This window comes from Vibrio sp. HENC-03, assembly GCF_000305755.2.
Lineage (GTDB): Bacteria > Pseudomonadota > Gammaproteobacteria > Enterobacterales > Vibrionaceae > Vibrio > Vibrio owensii.
The window spans coordinates 378404-402551 of sequence record NZ_JH976124.1 but is presented as its reverse complement, the minus strand read 5'-3'; the positions used below and the strand labels follow the sequence as shown (position 1 = coordinate 402551).

General features: G+C 46.9%; 23 protein-coding genes. 8 read left to right on the top strand and 15 right to left on the bottom strand.

What is annotated here, in order from left to right; all coding sequences use genetic code 11:
* Positions 1–9: 9 nt before the first annotated feature.
* Positions 10–2673, bottom strand: coding sequence for an alpha-amylase family glycosyl hydrolase (locus tag VCHENC03_RS10590; RefSeq protein WP_009706470.1), 2664 nt, complete (start codon positions 2671–2673; stop codon positions 10–12).
* A gap of 129 nt (positions 2674–2802) precedes the next feature.
* A complete protein-coding gene (locus VCHENC03_RS10595) occupies positions 2803–4239 on the bottom strand; it encodes a helix-turn-helix domain-containing protein (RefSeq protein WP_032802864.1) in 1437 nt (478 codons plus the stop codon).
* A 195-nt stretch (positions 4240–4434) separates the two neighbouring features.
* Here VCHENC03_RS10595 and VCHENC03_RS10600 point away from each other — a divergent pair, with 195 nt between their 5' ends.
* Positions 4435–5088: an oxygen-insensitive NAD(P)H-dependent nitroreductase NfsB gene (locus tag VCHENC03_RS10600; protein ID WP_009706468.1), complete on the top strand. Its 654-nt coding sequence runs from the start codon at positions 4435–4437 to the stop codon at positions 5086–5088.
* Between the two features lie 5 nt (positions 5089–5093).
* Positions 5094–5384: a putative quinol monooxygenase gene (locus VCHENC03_RS10605; RefSeq protein WP_005436210.1), complete on the top strand. Its 291-nt coding sequence runs from the start codon at positions 5094–5096 to the stop codon at positions 5382–5384.
* On the opposite strand, the gene VCHENC03_RS10610 is transcribed toward VCHENC03_RS10605, so the two are convergent.
* The gene (locus VCHENC03_RS10610) at positions 5381–6310 is read right to left on the bottom strand and encodes a LysR family transcriptional regulator (protein ID WP_009706467.1); all 930 of its coding nucleotides are present in this window, start codon (positions 6308–6310) and stop codon (positions 5381–5383) included. The two genes, VCHENC03_RS10605 and VCHENC03_RS10610, sit on opposite strands and share 4 nt — an antisense overlap.
* Positions 6311–6442: 132 nt before the next feature.
* Between VCHENC03_RS10610 and VCHENC03_RS10615 the strand changes: the two genes are divergently transcribed.
* A complete protein-coding gene (locus tag VCHENC03_RS10615) occupies positions 6443–6661 on the top strand; it encodes a VF530 family DNA-binding protein (protein WP_005436214.1) in 219 nt (72 codons plus the stop codon).
* A 175-nt stretch (positions 6662–6836) separates the two neighbouring features.
* On the opposite strand, the gene VCHENC03_RS10620 is transcribed toward VCHENC03_RS10615, so the two are convergent.
* Complete coding sequence (locus tag VCHENC03_RS10620; RefSeq protein WP_005453229.1) at positions 6837–7289, bottom strand: acyl-CoA thioesterase; 453 nt, start codon at positions 7287–7289, stop codon at positions 6837–6839.
* A gap of 209 nt (positions 7290–7498) precedes the next feature.
* Here VCHENC03_RS10620 and VCHENC03_RS10625 point away from each other — a divergent pair, with 209 nt between their 5' ends.
* From VCHENC03_RS10625 to VCHENC03_RS10635, 3 genes are all read left to right on the top strand, one after another.
* The gene (locus VCHENC03_RS10625) at positions 7499–8263 is read left to right on the top strand and encodes a ferredoxin--NADP reductase (protein WP_009706466.1); all 765 of its coding nucleotides are present in this window, start codon (positions 7499–7501) and stop codon (positions 8261–8263) included.
* A gap of 121 nt (positions 8264–8384) precedes the next feature.
* On the top strand, positions 8385–8828 hold the full coding sequence (locus VCHENC03_RS10630) for an RDD family protein (protein ID WP_009706465.1): 444 nt from the start codon (positions 8385–8387) through the stop codon (positions 8826–8828).
* A gap of 126 nt (positions 8829–8954) precedes the next feature.
* Positions 8955–9791: a DUF481 domain-containing protein gene (locus tag VCHENC03_RS10635; protein WP_009706464.1), complete on the top strand. Its 837-nt coding sequence runs from the start codon at positions 8955–8957 to the stop codon at positions 9789–9791.
* Between the two features lie 64 nt (positions 9792–9855).
* On the opposite strand, the gene VCHENC03_RS10640 is transcribed toward VCHENC03_RS10635, so the two are convergent.
* From VCHENC03_RS10640 to VCHENC03_RS10675, 8 genes are all read right to left on the bottom strand, one after another.
* Complete coding sequence (locus VCHENC03_RS10640; protein ID WP_009706463.1) at positions 9856–10527, bottom strand: DUF2057 domain-containing protein; 672 nt, start codon at positions 10525–10527, stop codon at positions 9856–9858.
* 193 nt (positions 10528–10720) lie between these two features.
* Entirely contained in the window at positions 10721–11872 is a 1152-nt protein-coding gene (locus tag VCHENC03_RS10645; protein WP_005436229.1) for an AI-2E family transporter, read from the bottom strand.
* The gene (locus VCHENC03_RS10650; RefSeq protein WP_005436230.1) at positions 11865–12551 is read right to left on the bottom strand and encodes a potassium channel family protein; all 687 of its coding nucleotides are present in this window, start codon (positions 12549–12551) and stop codon (positions 11865–11867) included. Before VCHENC03_RS10650 ends, VCHENC03_RS10645 begins: the two co-directional genes overlap by 8 nt.
* 19 nt (positions 12552–12570) lie before the next feature.
* The gene (locus tag VCHENC03_RS10655; RefSeq protein WP_009706462.1) at positions 12571–13458 is read right to left on the bottom strand and encodes an HlyD family secretion protein; all 888 of its coding nucleotides are present in this window, start codon (positions 13456–13458) and stop codon (positions 12571–12573) included.
* A 12-nt stretch (positions 13459–13470) separates the two neighbouring features.
* Positions 13471–13674, bottom strand: a complete 204-nt coding sequence (locus VCHENC03_RS10660) for a DUF1656 domain-containing protein (RefSeq protein WP_005453214.1) — start codon at positions 13672–13674, stop codon at positions 13471–13473.
* On the bottom strand, positions 13674–15359 hold the full coding sequence (locus tag VCHENC03_RS10665) for a TolC family protein (protein WP_032802799.1): 1686 nt from the start codon (positions 15357–15359) through the stop codon (positions 13674–13676). The genes VCHENC03_RS10660 and VCHENC03_RS10665 overlap by 1 nt, the downstream gene beginning before the upstream one ends.
* 10 nt (positions 15360–15369) lie before the next feature.
* Complete coding sequence (locus VCHENC03_RS10670; RefSeq protein WP_009706460.1) at positions 15370–17550, bottom strand: FUSC family protein; 2181 nt, start codon at positions 17548–17550, stop codon at positions 15370–15372.
* Positions 17551–17944: 394 nt separating this feature from the next.
* Complete coding sequence (locus VCHENC03_RS10675) at positions 17945–18811, bottom strand: DMT family transporter (RefSeq protein WP_009706459.1); 867 nt, start codon at positions 18809–18811, stop codon at positions 17945–17947.
* 202 nt (positions 18812–19013) lie between these two features.
* On the opposite strand from VCHENC03_RS10675, the gene VCHENC03_RS10680 reads away from it, so the two are divergent.
* Together VCHENC03_RS10680 and VCHENC03_RS10685 are read left to right on the top strand one after the other, a co-directional pair.
* Positions 19014–19892: a 6-carboxytetrahydropterin synthase gene (locus VCHENC03_RS10680; RefSeq protein WP_009706458.1), complete on the top strand. Its 879-nt coding sequence runs from the start codon at positions 19014–19016 to the stop codon at positions 19890–19892.
* Between the two features lie 61 nt (positions 19893–19953).
* Complete coding sequence (locus VCHENC03_RS10685; protein ID WP_009706457.1) at positions 19954–20826, top strand: aspartoacylase; 873 nt, start codon at positions 19954–19956, stop codon at positions 20824–20826.
* Positions 20827–20917: 91 nt separating this feature from the next.
* On the opposite strand, the gene VCHENC03_RS10690 is transcribed toward VCHENC03_RS10685, so the two are convergent.
* The 3 genes from VCHENC03_RS10690 to VCHENC03_RS10700 form a co-directional block, all read right to left on the bottom strand.
* Positions 20918–21757, bottom strand: a complete 840-nt coding sequence (locus VCHENC03_RS10690; RefSeq protein ID WP_009706456.1) for a class I SAM-dependent methyltransferase — start codon at positions 21755–21757, stop codon at positions 20918–20920.
* 183 nt (positions 21758–21940) lie between these two features.
* Positions 21941–22912 carry an HTH-type transcriptional regulator YidZ gene (gene yidZ, locus VCHENC03_RS10695; protein ID WP_009706455.1) on the bottom strand — a complete coding sequence of 324 codons (972 nt, stop codon included), beginning with the start codon at positions 22910–22912 and terminating at the stop codon, positions 21941–21943.
* Positions 22887–24077, bottom strand: coding sequence for an MFS transporter (locus tag VCHENC03_RS10700; protein WP_009706454.1), 1191 nt, complete (start codon positions 24075–24077; stop codon positions 22887–22889). The genes yidZ and VCHENC03_RS10700 overlap by 26 nt, the downstream gene beginning before the upstream one ends.
* Positions 24078–24148 lie beyond the last annotated feature (71 nt).

Sequence of the window (24148 nt, the reverse complement as noted above, 5' to 3'; positions counted from 1 at the left end):
GTTCAGTGATTATTCAGACAAGGTGATTATCGGTAAGTCATCCCAAATCTTACTCTCATCTGATGCACCGCCAGAGAAGTTCCAAGGACCTTTGTCTTGTTCCAGTGGACGGTAAGTGGCAGACAATCCATCCAAGTCCCAAGTTGTCACATAGAATCGAATACCATCTAGTGAATCCGGTCGACCTAGTGCGTCACTCGCGAAGTCCATCGAAATGGTGTTGTTGGCTTTGTCTACCGTGACCATTGGTGCTGGTGTTACGGCTTCGCCCCATGTTGTCGCGTTTGCGCCTTGAGTGTTGTAAATCGAGCTTTGCCAGCCGAAGACCACAGCATTGCGACTCCATGTTCCGCTTGGCATAGAAGCGTTGATCTTAGGCAGTTCTGTTTGGTTGGATGCCGCTTCTTCCGGTAAATCAATGAAGATGGTGAAACCAACGTGGTCAAAGCCGTTTGGCGGCAACCAAGTATCGGTGATCTTGTCCATGGTGAAGGTCAAGCGCACGTTACTGCCGACGGTAAATACCTCAGCTTTGTTGATTGCGAGTTGGCTGTTGTCTTTGTCGAACGTCGGATCCGTTGGTAGCGAGTAGTTACCGTTAGGACCGCCCATACCATCTTGTGCATCACCTGCGTCATCAATAATGTCGTCTGGCGTGTTCGACCAGCTTAAGTCCGACACAAAGTTCACATCTTCAATGCCTGCTTTTTTCTCAGTGGAGTAAATCGCGAAGCGGTGTTGCTGTTCGCCAATCGCAAAGTGACGGGTAGATAAAGTCACGTTAAATTGACCGTCAGCACTTACGGTAATGGCTTGTGCGGTTTCTAGATTCCCGTCCACGACAAGGTTTAATTTCTCGTTTGCGTTAGCAGTACCAGTAATCACGATGTCATCAGTGATGGTTTGTCCTTCCCAATCTTGCGCCAGTTGGATGTTGAGGTCTGGTGTATCTACCGATTGAGTGTCGTTAGTTTTCGAGTAGATCACAGCAGCTTTGGCTGGTAGCTCAAGGGTTACGTGACCGTTTTCATCTGCGATTAACTGCTCCGGAGCGTCCGCCCAATTCGACATGATTTGTTGTTGGAAGACGGTGCCGGTGCCGCCCGCTTGCTCTACATCGAGTTGGTTCATCAACATCGGGGAATTCGATGTGTTCATTACCACCAAGACTTCGTCGTTATCCAACGTTCGGGTAAAGGCGAACACACCGGCGCCAGCTTTATCGCTGCCAATCACTTTCATTTCGCCGCGTGTCATGACTTTGTTTTCGGTACGCAACTTAGCAAGCTCTTGGATGAACAAGTACATCTCGCTATTTTGGTCGAATGAATCTACGTAGTCACCGTCTTCACGGTAACCGCCAGCAAACATCGCATCGCGCGCTGCTGACATCGCCTGTTCTGTACCTTGGTAAATCACAGGAATGCCCGGTACCGCCATCATGGTAATCAGCGCTTGCTTCATATCGTTGATACTGCCTTGCGATAGAAAACGTGGCATATCGTGGTTATCAATGAAGTTCGGCATGATGTATGGATTCGGGAACATCTCCATCATTTTCTCAAGGCGGAAGCGTAAGTAATCGGTCGGTTGTCCTGCTGCAAACACGCGCGTCATAGTAGCTTGTAATGGGAAGTTCAGCACCGAGGTTAACTGTTCCGGTGAGCCGCTTTCGCCGATGTAAGTCAGCATCTTCTCTTCGCCTTCTGTGTTGTAAGGCGTAGATGTTTCGAAGACTTCACCAAAGGTCAGGAAGTTATCGCGACCAGTATCAACCGCTTGAGTCATCACACCATCGTCGGCGTGCAGGAAGTCATTCCAGAAATCGTGCTCTACAAACTTCACAGTATCGATACGGAAACCGTCAACGCCAACTTCTCGGATCCATTTACGGTAGCTCTCTTTTAGATAAGCGCGTACTTCAGGGGCGGATGTATTCAGGTCATCCAGATCCGACAGTTGCCAGGTTTTTTCTTGTACTGGGTCGTTGTGGTCGGTGATGCTTGGCGTCCAGTGGTAAATGCCGGTGCCATCATCTTTACACTCATTCATGTTGAGCGGATAAGGCAGTTCTTGCCCTGCTGGCAGCGCATTTTCAATCAAACGGAAACCTTGGCAAGGTAGGCTAGGATCGTAATTGTATGGGTCATCGTAAGTGAAGAAGTTACCTACGTGGTTGGTCACGATGTCTTGAATCAAGAACATGTTACGAGCGTGCACTTCTCGCGCTAACGCTTGGTAGCTTTCCATGTCACCAAAGTGCTCATCCACTTTTTGGAAGTCACGCGCCCAGTAGCCGTGGTAGCCGCCGTAGTTTTGTTCTGCATCCCACCATTGGTTTGCCACTGGCGGTGTAATCCAGATAGAGGTAGCGCCTAGGTCTTCGATGTAGCCCAGTTTGTCACTGACACCAACTAGGTCTCCACCACTGAATTTTTTGTCTGAGGTAGGATCGTACTCGTTCTGGCCTTGATCGTTAAGCGTGTTGTCGCCGTCGTTAAAACGGTCGATCATCAAGAAGTAAATGATCTGGTCTTGCCAATCAGGAGATGCCACGTGGCTTCCTGTCTCTGCTGGTGTGGTTTCATCGCTACCACAGCCAGAAAGAGCTAGGGCGATCGCTAGAGGGAGTATTTTTATTTTATTCATAGGGTTAGGTAAGGTTTCAAACACGGTTTTTGTCTCCGTTATGCAGCAATGCGGAAACGATAAATCAAAGGTTTGAAATTGAGAGTGTCATTTCACGCCAAAAGAGACGTGAAATGATGTCACGAAGTGCTGAATTTGAACTGTGCTACATATTTAACTGAGTGGTTGCACAATTGGGTATTGAATCGGGTAATGGTCTTTGGCTAACTCATTACCAGAATGATCATAGAGTCGGAATCGACACTGTTTAGCCGTTTGGGTGAGGGGTAGTTGCAGTACCCAGCATGTGTAATCTTCTGCGTCCTGAGTCAGGCTCATTGCGTGCGGGGCTGGCGCGTCACCCACGTAGCAATCGATCTTCGCCACGTCTTTTAATCTACACGCGAGTTCCACAAACAAGGTGTACTGAGTGCCGAGTTGGATCAGTTGCCTTGTCGGGACAATGTATTCCGTTGAGCCAATCAAAAGCCCTTTAGAAACCACGTAATCACGCTGGTGGTTGTTATCAATGTAGCGATCACCATCGACTTCATAACACAGTCTAAACGTCAGTGGATGAGCGACAGGAAGCTCTGTTGTCGCCCATAGTTCGGTGCCATTATTCAAAAAACGCTCGAAGAAGGCTGGGTAGCGACGCCACGCGCCATCACGGTCTCGACACTCAACTGAGACCACTTTTTCAAACGCTATGTTATCCACTTCCATCCAGATTTTACCGACGGGTTGGTCAATGTCGTTATCGGCTAGAGTATTGGCTTTGGCATAGTACAAGCGGATGGGTTGGTTATTGAGATGAGTGCGGTTATCCAAGCATTGCTGGCGATATTGCATTGGCGAAAACGGATACCAACGGCGAAAGGTTCGGTGGAAGTTGGAAGGCTCTTCATAACCCAACTGATAAGCGATTTGCTGCGTTGTGAGTTGAGTGTCTGCAAGTAGGGCAAGCGCGTGCTTTTTCTTGGCGAAGTCGACGCATTGCGAATAGCTCATTTGTTTTTCTTGCAGGCGACGTTGCAAGGTGCGCTTGGATACGCCCAATTGCAGCGCGGCTTGTTCTAATTTCAGTGCGTAATTGCTGTTTTTGACGAACAGAGCATTAAGCACGCTCAACAATTCTGGCTGTTCAATTGGCTGATGAGACAGCAGCAAATAAACATGCTTTACCAAGTCGAACACAACCGAGTTCTGCTTCGGGTTGATGTCTTCTTCTAGCTCGAATTGAGCAGAGTAAAGGTCATGGTTGTGAAGATGAATGCGCACAGATTCACTCAAACCTAGCTGTTCCAATTGCATCAGCAGCAAGTCATAAACCGATTCTGCCCAGCTTGGCATTTCGGTAGCTCTGCACTCTAACTGCATCTGAATCTGGTTATCACTGTGTTTGAAAACAATGTACAAGCGACGGTCGAACAGCGAAACACTTTTGCTCCACCACAACAGACCTTCACGCAGCGTCGGTGCCTCTTGCAACATCATACATTGCAAGGCAACCAGCTTCTCAATATGCCAATATTCGCCAGCAATTCTTAGGTGATTATGCCCAAGTTTTTTGCAGAGAAAGGGCGTGATGATGTTGTCTTGAGGCAGCATGAAAGTGGTTCGGTAACAAAGCAAAGGTGACATTATTGCTTAAACCAAGTGTTGCTTCAGTGAGAGTGCTCAAAGCTTGTTACATCGGCGATTTTCAAATTTATTTTGAAGATGTTTTTAACTGAAATCGGTTTTTCCCTGTAACTCATAAGGTTAAAGTGATAACCAGCATAAACTACTCGACTGGAGACCCCGATGGACATCGTTCAAGCTGCTAAATCTCGCTACTCAACCAAAGTTTTTGACCCAACTCGTAAACTGCCACAAGAGAAGATCGACGCAGTCAAAGAGCTGATTCGTTTTAGTCCATCGAGTGTGAACTCTCAGCCATGGCACTTCATTCTGGCAAGCACAGAAGAGGGCAAGCAACGTATCGCAAAAGCTGCGCAAGAGAACTACGCGTTCAACGCTGCGAAGATCTTGAATGCGTCACACGTGTTGGTGTTCTGTGCCAAAACTGGCATCGATAACGACTACATCGAAGCGTTATTGGCGCAGGAAGAAAAAGACGGTCGATTCCCAACCGAAGAGGCAAAAGCAGCGGTACGTGGCGGTCGTAGTTACTTTGTGAACATGCACCGTTTTGACCTGAAAGACGCCAATCATTGGATGGAGAAACAGGTTTACCTCAACGTGGGTACATTGTTACTGGGTGCTTCAACGCTAGAAATTGATGCGGTGCCAATCGAAGGTTTTGACCCGAAAGTGCTGGATGAAGAATTTGGTCTACGTGAAAAAGGCTACACTGGCGTTGTGATTGTACCGCTTGGCTACCACGCGGAAGATGACTTCAATGCCAAGACGCCGAAGTCACGCTGGGAAGAAAGCTCTGTGTTTACTGAGATCTGATCAAGATGATTCATTTAGTTGCAGAAATTAAAGCGTACCCAGATAGTATCGACAACGTAACCAACTTACTTTCTGGTCTACTAGAACCTTCTCGTGAAGAAGAGGGGTGTTGCCAATACGAACTGTATTTGGATCAAAAGATCGAAGGCTTGTTTATGTTCCAAGAAATTTGGGCGTCGCAAGAAGCGTTAGATAAGCACTTACAAAGCCCACATATCGCGCAGTTTATCTCGACGCTAGAAGATAACGACTGGGTTGAATATTCTCAGATTCGCCCAATGACGTTCGTCGGCTAACTTTCTGAGCAGAATGTTGCCAGCACTTTCTTACGTTGCTGGCAGCATTTTTCATGAATGAATTCACGGAAGGTGCGAATGGTTGGCGTCAGCAAACGACGATCGGCGCACACCATATATAGCGGTACCGGACCACAATCCCATTCAGGTAATACTCTTAGTAATCTTCCCTCAATCAAATCTTGGCTGATGTCCATCAGTGATTTGTTGGCGATGCCTTTGCCTTTGATTGCTAAGCGATGGGATAAGTCACTGTCGTTGCTAAGCAGCTTGCCACTTACGACAACTTGTTCTGTTTCGTCTCCGCGAGTCAGCGTCCATTTGTTGTAAACCGAATCAGCCACCATATAACACAAACAGTTGTGTTGGTTTAGGTCTTCCGGTTTGGTCAGCACAGGATTGTTTGCGACGTATTCTGGAGAGGCACAAAGGATTCGCTCATTTGCACCACATAACGCCAATACGACAAGGTTAGAGTCAGCAGGTTCGCCGTAACGAATCGCGATATCGACGGGCTTGGTGTACATATCGGTTAAGCTATCAGACAGCTCTAACTTGATCGAGACGTTTGGGTAAACATCAATAAATTCATCAACCCAATCAAGCAGCATGTTGCGACCAAAATCAGATGGCGCGGTGATGTGCAGTTGGCCCGAGAGCTCGCCACGCGCGCTTGAGATCTGATCTAACCCCTCTTGTAGCATTGCGAGTGCTTGAGTGGTTTTGTCTAAGAACAGCTCACCTTCCGAGGTTAAACGTAGGCTGCGAGTGGATCGCACAAACAGAGGAAAGCCTATTTGTCCCTCAAGACGTTTGATCGATGCACTAATGGCTGCCGGTGTCATGTCCATGCTGTTGGCGGCTTTCGAAAAGCTGCCTTGGCGTGCGGTTTCGACAAAGATATTCAGATCGTTGAGGGCTTTCATAATGAAAAGGGCTTTTAAGAAGTTTGGGCTACTATAGGGGAGAGTCGCAGGGCAATTCAAGGTTAAAACATTAGGTTGCACGGCGAGTTTGAGTTAGATTAGCGCGCAACTTCACTTTACCGGATCAATAGCATGAGCCAACAGCAGCCGAATAACCCACTTCACGGGTTGAGTTTAGAGAAAATCCTTACCCGTTTAGTTGAGCACTTTGGGTGGAACGGAATGCATGAACGCGTTCGTGTGAATTGCTTTAAGAAAGATCCTTCAATCAAATCGTCGCTGAAGTTCCTGCGTAAAACGCAGTGGGCAAGAGATAAAGTAGAAGCGCTGTACATCGAGACGTTCTGCTAATCGGATTTGGTGCACGTCTAAAAGAGAGATTCCGGATGGCTCGCTGAGGCTCGTCCGGAATGACGCAGATTCTTTGTTGCGTTGTCGGTTATTTAGACCTTAATCTCTCGCATCTCGCATCTCGCATCTCGCATCTCGCATCTCGCATCTCGCATCTCGCAACTCGCCTCTTTCCTTACTCCAAATGATGCGTACTGCCCACGGTACCTTCCAAGTCTAAAATCGACTGGCGAACATGATCTGGAATTGCGGCTTTCACATTGTTCTTAAAATCAAACATCACACCCGTGGCGGTCGCGATGGTTGCAATCTTGCCCCACTTCTTACTCAGCACTTGGTATTCCATCGTGATGCGATCTTCTTGCATGTCGATTACGCGTGAGCCAATCAAAAGCGTATCTGGAAACGTAACGGGTAGCTTATAGCGGCATTGGGTTTCACTTAAAACCGGACCGATGTGAGACGTCTGCAAATCTACCAACAGATTAATCTTGTTGAAGTAGTCCAAACGCGCAGTTTCGAAGTAACGAAAATACACCGCATTGTTGACGTGTTGCAGGGCATCCATCTCTCCCCAAGCGACTTTGATTTCCGTAATCACTGGGAATTCTTTTAATAACGTATCCATTACTCATGTTCCTTTTTCATCGACGTTGCCGCAATTTGCAAAGCGACTTATCACTTTGAGTATTTATTCTAGATGGAACTGATTAAAATGTAATAAAATTGTATGTAAAATGTGAAATGAATTAGATGCTTATTTTTGTAAACTAAAAACTTTACATAGTCAGTTGTGAGGCGTAGGTTTAAGTAAGCGTAACCAAAAGGAGATGTCCAATGACAGAACTGAAAGGTTTCAATCTTGCCAAAGTAGAAAAACGAATCGACTGGACAGGTGAGCTGTTCAGTTTACGAGTTTCCGGTGCGCCTCTCTCCTTCAAAGCCGGACAATTTACCAAACTCGCCTTGCTCGACGAACAGGGCAATCCCATTAGCCGCGCATACTCGGTGGTGAATGCGCCCAGTGAGCAGTTCGAGTGGCTCGAATTCTTAGTCGTCGCGAACCCAGAAGGGCAACTGACACCAAGGCTGCAACAGCTTCAAACTGGCGATAGCATTTATGTTGGTGAAACGGCTCATGGCGATCTTATCCACGATACCATTCCCAAACACGCAAACGATCTATGGCTGCTTTCCACCGGCACAGGCATTGGTCCATTTCTCTCCTTGTTAGACGACATTAATTTACTCCCACACAGCGATCATATTGTGCTGGTACATGGTGTGCGTTACGAAAGAGATTTAGTTTATAAATACCTGATTGAGCAACTCCAACAGCGATATGAAGGTCGTCTTCGTTATGTGCCGATTGTCAGCCGTGAGAGTATTCCGGGTAAGCTTCAAGGCCGCATTCCAGATCTGATTGCGTCGGGAGAGCTCGTTAATCGTGCGGACTTACCGTTTTCTAAAGAAAGCAGCTTTGTGATGATGTGTGGCAATCCGGAGATGATCAAAGACACCTCTCCAGTACTGCAAGATATCGGCTTGGAAAAGTATCGTGCCCGAACGGGTGGCAATATCATTTACGAGAGATATTGGTAAACGCTGATCAATTTTTAGACCATCTCACTTCTGAGAGAGGGTCACAAATATGACTTCTCTTAATTGAGCACACTTACCCTCATCCATAGAATGCATCAGCTTGCATTTGAGGGGATAAGGTATGTGGTGTTCAATTGCCAATAGAAAACGAAGGATGATTGGTGGTCTTATCGATCTGATGATCGTAACGGGATTAGTATTACTGATTGCGTTGACCATCAATTCATTTGTGAACGACTTTGAACTTTCTGTGAGCGAGAACCTACAGCTGGTACAGGATACGAAGGCGAGCTACGTACTTACCATCCCCATGTTGATGCTAGTGAATTGGAATTTACTGCGCGAAGGGCAAACCATAGGTATGCGTTTGGTGGGGATTAAAGTGGTGATGAAGAACGGCCACGACACCACAAAAGTCACCGCTTCACTTCGATTGTGCATCAGCTACTTAATTGAAATGCTGATTCCATTTACGCCACTAGTGAACATCATTTTGCTCTTTTGTCATCCAGAACGTCGTTTGTTACATGACATGCTCTCTGGCACTAAAGTCGTCAACTGTTAAATTACTCGCTGATCTTGTATTAAAGCTGTTGTTTCACTCAGAGTTGCGAGCGAGTCAACTTTCCATATTTCTATTCTTACCACTACACTTACTTCAGACATAAATTCAATCGCTTAGGATTCAAGGATGATGAACAAAGCTGGTTGGACAGTGTGCCTTGCCACGCTTACTTCCTTTGCCACTATCGCTGGTGAGTGGGAGATTGAAGCGGGCGGATTTTTCTCTCGCACTGACACCAAACTGAACGCTTACGACCCTTACCTCGATCAAATACGCACTATTGATTTCGAATCGGATCTCGATTTGAAAGAGTTTACTGTGCTGCCTTATGTTGAGGTCGAGTATTACTTCAATAAAAAACACAGCGTCTATGTGGATTGGCGAAGCCTACACCGAGAAGCGACCCGCACTGCAGTGACTAAGCCTTTTGAAGTCACGGTGGATGGAACGACTTACGCGGTTCAAGCGGGCTCAAAGCTGACCACAGAGCTCAATATCGATATTGCGCGCCTAGGTTATGGCTACCAGTTTTACACCAGTGATAAGTGGGCGGTGGATGTGTTGGCCGGATTACACGTGATGTGGCTGTCGCTGGGTTTGGACGGCAAGCTTGGCGCTAAGGCAAGTGGCGTTGATGAATTTCCGGTGATGTTTGTCGACGAGACGGTACTGAGTGATGTTACGGCACCTTTGCCTGATTTAGGCATTCGGGCGGAGTATTCGCTTAATCAAGATTGGATTTTGAAAAGTCACGCCCAAGTCTTTTATCTAGCAGTAGACGATATTGAGGGATACTTGTTAGAAGTCGATTTTGGCGCAAAATACCTGTTTACTGATCAGTTCAGTATGACTGGGTCATTCAACTATTACGAAGTCGGGGTGGATTATGAAAGCGACAATTCAGCGCTCGATGTTACTTATCGATTCTATGGGCCGATGCTGACCTTGGCGTATAAATTCTGATAGTAAAAAAGCCACACTTGAGTGTGGCTTTTTACATCTAGTCTGCACGACTAAACCAACGGGATTATTGTTGGTTGATGTAGTCTTTAAAGCGCGCTTGTGTCTCAGCGTCTGCTTTTTGGTACCAGAAATGCAGCATTTCTTCAGCTGTTGAATCTGCTTTCATTGTCGCAGGCTTAGTTTGCTTCATGTCTGCTGGGATCTTTGTAGGAAGTGTTGCTGGTTGGATAACCGCTGCACTTACAACGCCAACTGCCGCAACGCCGCCAGTCTTGTTGTAGTCTTCCACTTCACGTACGTAATCACGACCGATTTGCATGCCAGGCTTGATTAGCTTGTCTTGCTCTACCGCAATTGCGTTGCCAGAAGCATCAACCAGTTTCCAATCTAGGTCTTTGATTTTGTCTTCTGCTTGGCGAAGGTCGCGATATTCAGGAACTTGTAGGCTTAGTTCAGCGTCCGTTGCGTCGAAGCGAGTTACGATAACGTCACTCTCAACGCTTAGGCGATCATTACCTTGGCTGAAGTAAGGTGCGTAGCGGAACACAACTTGGTTTACGCCGTCAGGTAGCGTGAATGATTTTTCTGAAGCAAAGAAGCCGCCAGATAGTTTCACCTTCTCGCCGTTAGCCGCCAAAATAGAAACGTCGTCAGGAACGGTTACTGTCACATCCGCGAATGCCATGCCACTCATAGCCAAAGCAAGCGCGCAAGTTAAAGGCTTGATCAATTTCATTGTTTTTATCCTAAGCACTGAATTAGTGGTCATCGAGAGTGCATCGTTCATTGTTCGATTGCAACTCCCGAATGTAAGAAGATTGAAAATTTAACAAGAACGTCATTTTAATCGGATACCAAACTATGAAACTGTGAGCTAAATAGCTCAAACCGCTGCAAAGGGCAGCGGTTTGTTTCAATTGATAGAACGATTAGATACCAGCGCCATGTCCAGCTTCGTTTTGTTCTGAAGCTTGTTCGGCATTTTCCGCTAACGCTTCTTGCTGTTGTTGAGCTTTTTCAATGTTCAACCACCACACAAATAGCTCGTACCAAATCGCAAGAATAACCGCACCTAAGAACAGACCAACGATGCCGTAGAACAACATACCACCGATGGCACCTAGTAGAATGACTGGCATTGGTACATCAACACCACGTCCCATTAGCATTGGTTTGAATAGGTTTTCAGACAGCGCTGCAACCACAACCCAAACGGTAAACATGGTTGCTGTGCTTGTGTCTTGCGTCATGTACATGTAACCCACAACTGGCAGAACCGCTAATAGAGCAGGTAGCTGTGCGATACAAAGAATCATCAGCACTAGCGTTAGTAGGCCTGCAGCCGGTACGCCAAAGATGAAGAAGCCCGCACCAATCAATAGCGCTTGAATGGCAGCTACACCCACTACGCCAAGTAACACACTCTTGATGGTCGCAGCAATCAGCGTCGTCCAGCTTTTCGCATTGTCCCCTGCAGTACGAACTGCGATGGTTTTCAAGCCAGAAGCCAAAGACTCAGAGTAAGTCATAAAGCCAGCAGCAATCGCTAGAGAGATGATTGATAGTAGCAAGCTACCCAGCGCACCACCGACCATGCCAAGCAGAGAAGTCAGACCCGCCTTAATTTGAGGCATAAAGGTTTGGATGGCTTTTTCTAGGTTGGTTGCGAACAGTGTCCATACTTCGTAAAGCTTGTCACCGACCAACGGCCATTCTGCAACAGAAGGTTTTGGACCCGGGATCTTAATATCGCCACTTTGTAAAACGTCTAGCGCGTGTGTTGCACCATCGACGATAGAGCCAGATACCATGACTAAAGGCGTAACCAATAGTGCGATACCCAACAAGGCGATTGTCGTCGCCGCGAGGCCACGTTTGCCACCATACACTTTTGCCAGCTTCTTACAGATTGGCATCAATGCAACGGCAATGATGGCACCCCAAATCACAGGAAGAATGAAAGGTTTGATGATGTCATATGTAAACATCAGCAAGACTAAGATCAAGCCGATACGTATTGCGGATTCCACCATATTACTGATGAAAACCTTACTCTCGATTTTTACCGATTGTTTATCCATTTTTGTTTACCTGATGTTCAATGTTGGAACTGACGAGACTTGAAACAACAATCGCCATATAAAACACGCCTACGATGGCCTCTAAATACACAACGACTTGCGCCAATGGTGTTAGAGGGCTGATATCGCCATAACCGAGTGTGGTTAAGGTGACGAAACTGAAATACGCTGCATTAGAGAAGTTCTGACCCCAAGAGATGGCTTCCATCCCGGTGAATGAGTTTGGAGAGAACTCAAGAAGAATGAGGTAAGCAATTGCCCACATCAGACCCAGCAGCAAAAATAGAGCAACAGAGCCAATGACTTTGTTGGTGTTCACATGCCCAGTGAACAGAATCTGCCTTGCGATAGACTTAAATGTGCCGAAGAAGAACGCGAAGGTGAGGGCGAGCATCACTACGTCCATCTCCTTGATGCCTAGCACGGCTTTGATACCAATCACCACGACCCAAGTACCTAATAGGGTATAGAGGAAACGTGACCAATTTTTGTCAAAGCGCAAGCTCGCCATACAGACGATGAAGGTGATGATGGTGAAGCCTTGCAGTAAGTGCTCCATCGCACCTTCTCCAACGACCTGTACAAACGCACCGCCGATCAAAAGCCCGATGAGCGCTAAGGTCAGATAGAAGAAGTTGTTTTCTTCATTAATGTTTTTGAGTTTTTTTCCAATAACCATGGTTATGCCTGTTTAACTCCTACTCTTGTTCTTGTGATGAGTCCTTCATCACCATGATGGAAGCAGAAAGCCCGAATCGAAGGTCGACACCTTCTGGCAGTTCATGCAGAGAAACGCGAACCGGAATACGTTGCGCTAGGCGAATCCAATGAAATACTGGATTCACGTTCGGCAGCAGGTTGTAGCCCACGGTGCCGTCTTTTGGTGCGATACCCCAACCAATTGAGTCCACCGTTGCATCGATTGGCGTATCTGGATGAGACATTAAGGTCACGCGCGCATCGCTACCCGGAGCAATTTGAGCCAATTGGTTTTCACGGAAGAAGCCAAAGACCCAGAAGCTGTTTTTGTCGATAAGTGCCACTAACGGCTGGTTTGCAACTGCCTGTGTACCGTCACGGATATCGAGGTTCGATACAAAGCCATCAACCGATGCGTACACTTTGGTGTAACCAAGATTCAGGCGTGCGGATTTAAGTTGCTCTTCTGCTGATTTGATTTGCAGTAGTGACTCTTCGTAAGTGATCTCACGACGAATCAGATCTTTGTGAGAGACAGCGCCACGGTCTTTCGCTCGAATGTCTTTCAAACGATCGTATTCGATCTTTTTACCGCGAGAGCTAACGATGGCTTTCTCTAACGCCACTTCGGCTTGTGATAGGGCAACTTCGTAAGTGGTTGGGTCGATCTCAAACAGCAGATCACCTTTCTTCACTTCTTGGTTGTCCATCACCGCAACATTGACGATAGGGCCAGACACACGAGGTGCGACCTTGATAACGTTCGCACGTACCTGACCATCGCGGGTCCACGGGTTATTAAAATACTCTTCGAACTTCTGATAGCCGAACCACGCCGCGCCACCAAGAATGACAAGATTGAGTGCAATAACGAGTAGTTTTTTCATCTTGTTGGGCACCTAAAACTGTATATAAAAACTGTCGATGGCCACCACGTAGAACACCATGATGGCAATGAATGTCAGAGACGGAAACGCAATGAAACGAGACAAGCGTGTCTTGTTCAAAATTATCACCGTTATCCATGTGGCGGTGACCGCTAGAATCAACACCAAGAGCAGCGGTGAGAAGTAAACGTCACCCCAAGAGAGTTCGTGTGGCATTACTGCACCTCCCCATCTTGCTCGGCGCTGTTTTGCTCAGCACTATTTTTCTGGGCATCGTCCGCTTGTGTTTTGTCTGATGGTTGCTCAAGAAGCAGTGGCGGTAGAACGCGTTCTTCTTCGTCCAGCAAATCATCCCAATCGCTGCGGTCTTGCATCTGTTTTGCAACGGTTTCTGATAAGAAAGGCTTACCAGTTTGGGTTTCCCAACCACCACCGAGTGCTTTGTAGAGGGCAACCACTTGGTTTGCAACGTTACCTTTGATGGTGGCGTAGCTGTCTTCTGCGCGAGTCATCTTCTCTACTGAATTCAACAGACGCTCAAAAGAAATCTGACCGTTTTCGTATTGGGTCATCGAGATGTTGAACGCACGAATGGATGAGTTCACCGATTGCAGACGCAACGATTTTTGCTCCAAGTACAAGTCGTAAGCTTCCAGCGCATTGGTTACTTCATTAACCGCTTGCAGCACCTTCTTGTTGTAGTTGGTGATGGTTTCTTGGAAGCGAGCATCTTCAAAGCGGATGTTGTTCTTCACTCGACCGTACTGGAAAATGTTCCAGCTAAAGCTTGGACCCGCGACCATGGTCAACGAGTCACTGAAACTAAAACTGCTGCCATCCGGTACTGTACTGTCGATACCAATTGAGCCGAACAGGGTGAAGCTTGGGTACAGTGCGGTTTCTGCAACGCCAATCTGAGCACTTTGCGCTCGTGCTTGCATCTCTGAAACCTGCAAGTCAGGTCGACGCATTACTAGGTTCGCATCCACTTTGTCCTCCAACAGAGGAGGGCGAGGCACGATGGAACGTTCATCATTTCCAGACAAAGCAGGTTTTCTGCCTGAGGATTTGAACTGGTTTTCGTAATCAGCCATACGCTGGGCAAAGCCATCTGATTGCAACAGCTTTTCAACGTCTTCTGGCAGGACACCCAACAGCAGTGCCAATGCCGTGCGCGACTGCTTCATTGCAATTTCAAGCGAAGGTTGCGCCGCTTTAGTATTGAAGAGTTGGTTCTTCGCTTGCTGAACGTCGAGCTCGGTTACGTTACCCGAATCAAACTGCACCTGTGTAATATTCACCACGCGCTCTTGGATCTCGATGTTTCGACGAGAAAGCAAAATACGTTCTTGGAACGTGCGGTAGTTGATGTAGTTGCGTGCCACCTCAGAGGTGATGGTCACCATGATGTCGTGGTATGACGCAATCGATGCGTAGTAACCAGCCTCAGCTGATTCAATGCCACGTGTGTATTTGCCCCAAATATCCATCTCCCAACCGGCATCAAACGACAGCGCTGCATTATTCACGCCTTGGTCGTTCACATAAGCTCTGGCTAAGTTACCGGATACGGTTTGCACTTGTGGGTATTGCAATCCAGTTGAGATGCCCAATAGCGAACGTGCTTGGACGATGCGCAAACCCGCCGCCTCAAGATCGAGGTTTTGTTGGCTTGCCATCTCAACCAGTTGGTTCAGTGTTGGATCGTTGAACTGCTGCCACCACTGCTGCAGCTTTTGCTCGGATTGTTGTGTGTCTTGCGCCGCTTTTTCTACCGACCAATCACTTGGCAAGGCGGTTTGCTCTGGATGGACGTAGTCCGGACCCAAAGTCGTACACGCACTCAATCCGAGTACAGAGAGTATGGCGAGGCTTGGTTTAGTTAGTTTTAGAAGCATCATATCCTCACCTTTAAAACCGCTTCTGACGTAAGTTCACCCAATCGATATCCTCGTAGGTTTGCTTGCATTGGTTGATCGCTTCGAACACGTTCCGTTTTAAATTCAGCAAGATATAAAAACCGGCAATCTCTGAATAAGCGTAGTCAGATAAATCCAACTCACTAAAGAAATCTTCCAGTTTATTTTCAAAGGATTGGTAATCCTGGCTGTATTTTTCGAACACAGAATCGAGTTCGTCGGTCGCCTGATGGCTTGCGAGTGCGCCAGCCATCAGAGGTAATATGGAATCGGTATGCTTGCTGCGTAACTGCTTGATAAGTGGGTTACTTAACAGCTTTTGTTCGGCAGCAATCAGAATGTTGACGTGGTTGCTCAGGGCGTCACAAGACTTGCTGAATGCACCAATCGCTTCTGGCGGTGTCTTGTCGAACAGCTTGTGGTTGATCTTCGACCCCCACACTTTGAGCTTTTTAGAAGAGACGTTCAGTGTCACCAAGTGCAGTGAACGTTTCATCTTCTTGTAAGCCGATTCAGACTGCTCGTGGTAACTGGAGAACAAATCGCCCACATGCCTGAAATACCGCTCCTTCATGGTCAAGAACAAGTGCTCCGGACGGGAGTTGAACGGGAAGTAGTGAGCGAAAATGATCATGAACACCACCATGTAGAACAAGGTCATGATCGTCATCAGAATGCCAAAGTGATAGGTCATGTTGTTGTCGAGACCGAGGACAAACAAGCCAATCATGTAGAAGATGGTCACCGGCCCTTTAAACAAGTAGAAGCCGATAAAGGTGTAGATGAAGATGAACAACCCGAGTTCGCCACCGAGTTCTAATCCCGGCAAGATGAAGACGTACGAAGGCACCGCAAATAGGAAGCCAAACGTAAACAAAATCAGCAACATGAATGGGTGAACAGGTACGAACGACAGCAGTGACATAAAGATGGTGGAGAAGGTAACAAACGAGTAGCCACCCGGTGGATTGAAGTAAATCCAAATCAACCCTGCCACCCAGTAGGTGGTGAAGGTTTTCACTGCGGTTTTGAAGTTTTCAGCATCCCACCAAAGGAACTTGCTCTTCTGCTTCGGCAATTCTTGTTTGAACGAAACATTGTTGGTCACAGAATCAATACAGCTGATGCTCTCTGCTAAGCGAGATAAGCTCTGGTGCATTAATTTAAGCAAGTGGCCAAGCGTGAGCGCGGAGCCTTTTGCAAGGTGTGGGGCGTCCGATAAAGCCTGTTGGTTGTAATCAACTTTAAATTCCTGCGCGCGAAAGGCAGGGCCTTCGTTGTCCCACATCTCTTGGCAGGTTTTGAATAGAGTTTGAATTTCTTCGATGGCTTGATCGAAGTTGTTGATGCAGCTTCGGTCTTGCTGGTGGCTAAAGTGACTGTGTGCTGCCACGCTGAGTTCTTGGGTGATTTGCTTGTTGAAGTGGACGGCAAGTTGCCATTCTTTCATGTAGGCCGAGACATCACTGCACTCGACACTCACCGTTGCGAAGCGTTGCTCTAGTGCGTTTTGCGCGGCAAAGACTTTGTCTAGCAACTCGTCGATAGTGGGCTTTGGTTCTTCGTCTTCTTCACCGTCTTGCGTGCCTGAAGCAGGAACCAACCCTTGCTGTTGAGCATGCCTTTGTTCGAAGTTCTGTAAAATCGCTGCGAACAGCGCTTGCTGAGCTTGGTTAAGTTGTTCAATAAGCTGACGAAGGTTTTGCTCTGTCTTTGTTGGCCATAAGAATGTGCCTACCATGGTGTAAAGCACCACGCCAAAGATGGTCATGTACGCTCGGTCAACGCCGTACATAAATGCGCCTTCTGCATCGCCACCGTTCGACATCATCAAAGTCATTACACCGGTTAGGGCAAGCAGGGTTGGGTCTTTTTGGTAAGCGTTACGGAAATAGAAGATAAAGGACACAACCACAGAGACACTGAGCATGTACATGATGCGATCTTGGGCAAACATTCCAACTAGCAACAAGCCAATCACAGCACCGACCAAAGTACCCAACACTCGCAATGTGCCTTTCGCTAGCGATTCACGACGGCTGCCTGTTGAAGCGATCAACATGACTGTCGTTGCAGCTGTCGACGCTTGCGGCCAACCCATGGCAAATGGGATCAGATAAGCCAGAGTCAGGCTAAGCGCTACTTTTGTGGCGAATTTGCTTTTTTCGTTCATAGTTTCAAAGTTAGCTCAGGCTTATGTTTGTAAGTGGATGAATTTATTCAATCAATAATCAGAATTTCGTTCTGAAAAAATTGCGGAGGCGGAATATAGCGATTGAAAAGAGGTGGTTTGTAAATCCTTTGTCAAAACAAAATTGGCTCAAAATGCTCAAATCGCCGTTCACACCCCGTTAGCTATGGCGTGAGGGAAAAATGACCAAGAAAACGTTTAACTAGAAAATCTCATTACTGATACAGTTTTGCAGGAGTTACCAAACCAAATTTCTATTCAAGGCTCATCGCCAGCGCGTTAGGCATTGCTCACGTCCAAAGTGCTGTGAAAACAAGTGCCTAACAAAAAGCATAGATGATGGGAGATAAGTTGAGGGGAAAGTTTCTATTTTTTATTAGCTTGCTGGAGTCTTTGTTGGTTTTTGGGAGCGAGATAAAAATACCAAAGCGATACCACCAAGAATGATGGCACTGGTGATGATTGAGTGAGTGGTGAGCGGCTCACTTAACATTACGCTTCCTAAGGCTAACGCAATCGCAGGAACAGAAAGTTGGCTGACTGCCGCTTGCAGCAAGGTCAGTTTTTGCATCACTTGATACCAAAGGACGTAACCGCAACCAGAGGCGATGGCGCCGGATGCAACCGCGAGCATTACGCCTTGCAACGTAACATGAATGGACTCTAGTAGAAGAGGAGAGAGTAAAAGCCCAAAGATAGAAGCGGTAATGAATCCCCAAGTAATGCCGCTGCTAGGAGTGGGAGCTTGCTTACCCAAGGCGGTAAATCCTGCCCAACAAATACCTGACAACACCATTAACAAAGCTGACCAAACATCAGGACGTGTTGCCGATGGCAGCATTAACCACGCAAACCCAAGCAAAGAAACCGCAATACCGACAAGTTCGAGTATTTTAAACCGTTGCCCTTGCCACCAATAGAGTACGAGCAAAGTTAGCTGTACGGCACCAAAAAGTAACAAGGCTCCAGTTCCAGCTGCTAGTTTTACATAAGCGAAAGAGAACAGTGCCGCATACCCAAATAAGGCCACACCAGCGAACACACTGAATCGAGTCGTTGGGATTTGGCTGCGCCAGTTGCCACGCAAAAACATGATGGCGATGAGAGTCACGGCGCCAGAGAGTAAACGGATAAGAGTAAAGCTGCCCGCGTCAATCAAACCTGCTGCTAATGCCAAACGGCACAACAGCGAATTGGCGGCAAACGCCAACATGGCAATCGCGGTCAGTAAAAATGTCGGCATTCCTTATCCTCAAATCTCATTAAGAGTCGCAGTGTAGCGTTAAATCGAAAGGGCTAATTAGTTGATAAAGTGATTAGTTATAGCTGAAACCATAGCGCAACGCAGAGTGGAAAGAACATCACTTTGCGAAATTGAGCGAAAGCGGCAAGTGTTATAACATAACATTTGATTTTTAGACTCAACATAAAATGAGGAATTCAGATTGAATCTATTTGTTAACGATCTCACGGTTATTGATGCTTCGTATTTGTGTGAAACACGAGGCATGGTCGGCGAGAGCTGGATTCTGGACGTAGTAATGCACGGCGATCTCAATGAGATGAGCATGGTGCTGGATTTCTCGAAAGTAAAAAAACAAATCAAACAATTGGTCGATCAGTACGTTGATCACCGCTTGCTTGTCCCTGTAAAGAATTCCGCAGTTGAAAGGGAGAATACTAAAGCAGGTTATACACAAGTCGATCTCGTGCGCGGAGAAAAGAGCATTCACCTGCATTGCCCAGATGAAGCCTTTTGTTTCGTTGATGCACAAGAAATCTCAATAGAGAGCGTAACGCAACACATCCACCAAGTTCTGCAAGGTCATTTACCAACTAATGTGGCATCGATTGACGTGACCTTGCGTCATGAAAAACTCGATGGCGCTTACTATCACTACACCCACGGTTTAAAAAAGCACGACGGCAATTGTCAGCGTATTGCACATGGGCATCGTTCACCGATTCAAATTCTGGTTGATGGTCAGCGCGATACCGCTCGTGAGGACGCTTTTGCGCAGCGCTGGCAGGATATCTACCTCGCTTCTATCGAAGATCTGGTTGAGATTAGTCATTTGGAACTGAGCGAACATGCGAGCCTCATCAACTGCGATACGCATTTTGGTTTCCGATACACCACTTCACAAGGTGACTTCCAACTTGCTATTGCGCACAGCGAAACCGAAGTATTGAACACCGATACGACGGTAGAGTTGTTGGCTGTGTTTATCGCCAATGAAATTGCTCCTTCACTGGAAGAAGGGCAGTCGTTACAAATCATCGCTTATGAAGGCGTAGGGAAAGGCGCAATGGCGTTTCGCTAAGAAGGCGCTGCTCAATCTCAATCAAAACTCACTTTTACTCAATATTTGGAATATCACTTTTATGGACAAACTTAATCGTGTTCTGCTTGTGGCAGGTACGCATGGTAATGAGCTTTCTGGCATTTATCTTCAAAAGCTGATCAAAGATCGTCTTTATGTTGCTGAGCGTTCGACGTTCAATACTCAGTGCGTGCTTGGCAACCCTGAAGCGGTAAAGCAAAATGTTCGTTATGTTGAAACCGATCTCAACCGTGAATTTGCCTTGGCGAGTCAATCATCACCTGCGACTCAGCAAGAAACTGAAATCGCGCAGCAATTCACGCAAGTACATGCTCACCAAGAGAATCAATTGATCATCGATCTGCACAACACCACCAGTAACATGGGTGCGACCTTGATTTTGGTTTCTAACGACGTGTTCTATCGCAAGATGGGGGCATATGTGAAACAACGTATGCCTGAAGCCAACATTCTATTTGAAGATAGAAAAGCGTGGGATGACCAACCTTATTTGTGCACCACCGGGCAGCATGGCGTGATGATCGAAGTTGGAGCTCAAGCGCATGGCTCACTGAAGTACGACACGCTAGAGCTAATGAAGAAGATGCTGACCATGGTGCTCGATTACCTTGAGCAACATAATCTTGGGCAAGTTGGTGAGCTGAACGACTACGATGCGTATTTTTACACTGAAGAAGTGATGATCCCTGTCGATCACGATGGTATGCGTGTCGCGACAGTGCACCCTATGATCTGTGGACGAGACTTCGAGGTAGTCAAACCGGGCGAACCACTACTCGCGACTTTCTTTGGTTACGACATTTTCTGGGAAGGCAAACAGGATATCTATCCGCACTTCATCAATGAGAGCGCGTACAGCAAAGCGAATATCGCCATGGCACTTGCAGAGAAAAAGGTTGTGAGCGCGGAATAAGCACCAAAGCAAATAGCGAAACACGAAAAAGGGGCGAGAGTATCGCCCCTTTTGCTATTGATAGCAGTGTCGCTCTAGCTTGGGTTGGTCATTATTTATGACGAATCACCACCGCCATTTCGTCACCATCTACGAACGGCTTTCCGCGCAAGTCGCTGTAGGTTGCTTGAACTTCTAAACCATGCGGCGCAAGTTCTGCTTTAAGCATGTCTAAAGTGAAGTGTTGCAGCCAGTTATAGACTGTCCACTCTCGTTGCGCTTCAGTTATCACGTACTTGTCTAGCGTGACAAGGTCAGTGTCGTATTTGAATGAAGACTGAATACACCAGTAATCTTCTGCACTCCAAAAACCGTTCATGGCATTTTGGTTGAGTGTCAGCGCTTCAGCTTGCTTGTTAAAACGTGTTTGCGTGTACACGTCTAATGCAATCGCACCATTCTCAGCCAACAGTGTTTTGAACTTAGCAAACAACGTCGCACGTTGAGTTGGATTGAGCGCGCAAAGGTCACACATAACAAGCGTGATCAAATCAAACTGTCGTGTGTCACTGAACTCTAGGTAATTGCCTAAGTGATACTCAATAGCGAGATTAGAAGACGCTGCTTGTTGAGTCGCATATTCCAGTGAGTTTTGCGAGAAATCCAATCCGAGCACCGTGCCTACACCACGCGTTTTTAAGCGTTGGGTGTAAAGGCCAGGGCCGCAACCAAAATCGATGGTTTTTGAATCTTGGTTGAGACCAAATTCAGACACCAGCCAGTCAACAGATTCATCAATGAAGTTGAATGAGCGCGACGCGGCTTCGATTTCTTGGTTAAGGTGGAAGCTGAGCATCTGTTTCGCAATGTGGTTATCTGTCCACAGTACGTCTGCAGTGTATGCTGACCAAACGGCTGGTTTGGCGGTTGCTTCATTCAGTTTTTTAAACATAGTTGTAATTCCGACAATAAGTTAGCTTGTCGTCCTTACTTGAATTTAGGGGTTTTAGTTATCCTAAAACAACGTAAGGACGTTGATTAAAATGAGTGTGTTGAAAACGAATCATTGGAAATACCTCCTTGAAAATAGGGTTAAAAACGCGCGAAATTTATCAGTAATGTGTGGAAGAAGCAATCACGTATTGCTGCTGCTCTTCTCCCCATAAAGCGACTTGATGGAGTTTCTCAACCACACCAGTTTGGGATTGTACGCATTACGTTTGTGCCAAATCATGGTGAACGGGATCAGCAGTTTTTCTTGTTGTGGTTGCTCTAAAGGAATGGGTAAGCACACCAAATCTGGATGCAGCTTCTTGGTGTAACTTTCACAGTATTGCGGCGCTGTGGTCAGCATATTGTGGTGTGGTTGCGCGGCCATAAATAGAGACTGTTCGAAGCTCGACATGGTTAAGCCAATGGAGCGCTGTAAACCAAGTTCACTCAACACTTCGTCCAGTGCCCACGTCTCACTCTTTTCCCAAACAATATTGATGTGTTGGTAACTCAAAAAGGTCTCAAGATTCCATTCCTGATCCAAAGCGGGGTGATCTTTGTGTAGGTACACCATAGGTAAATCTGAAAACAGCACTTCAAAATCGAGGAAGTAGGGAAGCAGGTCGAGTGACTCTTTCGAGCGAGGATGGCTCTCTCTGCCGGTAAAGCCGATGTCTGCCTCTCCACGTACAATCGCGTCGAGTGAATCGTAATCCCAGTTACTGGTTTTGACTTTCGCATCTGGGTAGCGCTGGTGGATGGCAACAAGAAGATCATCAAGAATTGTCAGCACTAAAGGTGACTCAATGGTCAGATCAAAGCGCACGCCTTTGGGGGCTATATCGCTGCGCTTCTCTGCAATTTGGCTACCAATTTGTAGCCATTCTGCCAGATCTTGCTCCATGCTTTGCGCTAATGGAGTGGGCGCTAATCCTTTCGGTGTTTTCACAAACAGAGGATCATCAAACCAGTCACGAAGCTTATTAAGCGATTTACTTACCGTTGACGGCGTGACGTTTAACTTCTTCGACGCTTTGGAAACACTCTGCTCTTGCAGCAGCAATTGCAGAGTGAACAGCAGGTTGAGATCAAGACGGGTTAGTGATTTCTTCATAGTGGCTTTCATGAGCAGGCTTAGGAATAAATAGTATTAGAGCCAAGCTGATTGCGCCACCTATAGCTAACACAAACACCAACATATTCAGCGCATTAACGCCGATGAACCCCATAAACCAGATGTAGAGGGCAGAGCAACACACTTGAGCGATGCCCAGTAGGGAGCTTGCTACACCAGCACGCAGAGAGAAAGGGCTGAGCGCTTGACTCATGGCCACGCCAAAGCCAATCGAGAAGCCAGCGCAAATCAGCCCAAATCCGAATAAGTAAAATGGGATTCCCCATTGGTTTAGATGAGCAAAACCAATCACCATCGCCGCACTGACAAGCAAGGTTTGCGAAGTCAGCATCAGAGTGCGTTGCTTAAAGTAGGACAAAGCCAATGGCGCAGAGAAAGAAGTGATCATACTTACGAGCGCAGTGCCTGCCATGACAGAAGAATAGCCGCCACGATCAAAACCAAGTTCGCCCATCACCAGCATTGGAGAGACATTCACGTAGGTAAGAATGGTGGTCACGCCGATGGCCGTAATGATGAGTCGGCTGATGAAAAAGCGCTCCGTGAACGTTTCTTGGGTAGAAGCTGAAGCGGTGTTTTGTTGTGGCAATGCACTAGGCTTGGATTCTTTCAGCACTACCATCGAAAGCAAACAAACCACCACACCCATGCCAGCCATTGTGGTGAACAGGCTTGGCCAAGGGAATTTGAGCATAATGAGATGGCCAACAACGGGGGCGATAACAGGAATAATGCAGGTAATGCCGTTAAGCATCGACAGCACCTTAGCGCGGCGTTTGTCATCCAATGTGTCGCGCAAAATAGCAAAAGCAACCACATAGCAAGAGCCAGCCCCAATACCTTGGGCAGAACGTGCGATTAAAAACGTATTGGATTGTTCTGCCATTCCGCCGAGCAATGATGCTGCAATAAAAATAGCTGCACCTACCATCGCCACCGGTTTGCGGCCAACGGAGTCGGCGATCTTACCTGCAAACAGCATGGTGGTTGCCATACCTGCAAGGTAAATAGAAAACGCGATGTGTAATTGTGATTCACTGGCGTTTAAATCCGCGGCAATTTGAGGCAAACCTACAAGATAAAGATCAATGGCGGTAGGATAGAGTAAAACAAGAGAGAAACTACAAAGCAGAAAACGAAACATGACAACCTCACTAACAGTTGATGAGGATAATAGTGTGCTAAACGTTTGCCTGCGAGTGGGAAATACGACAG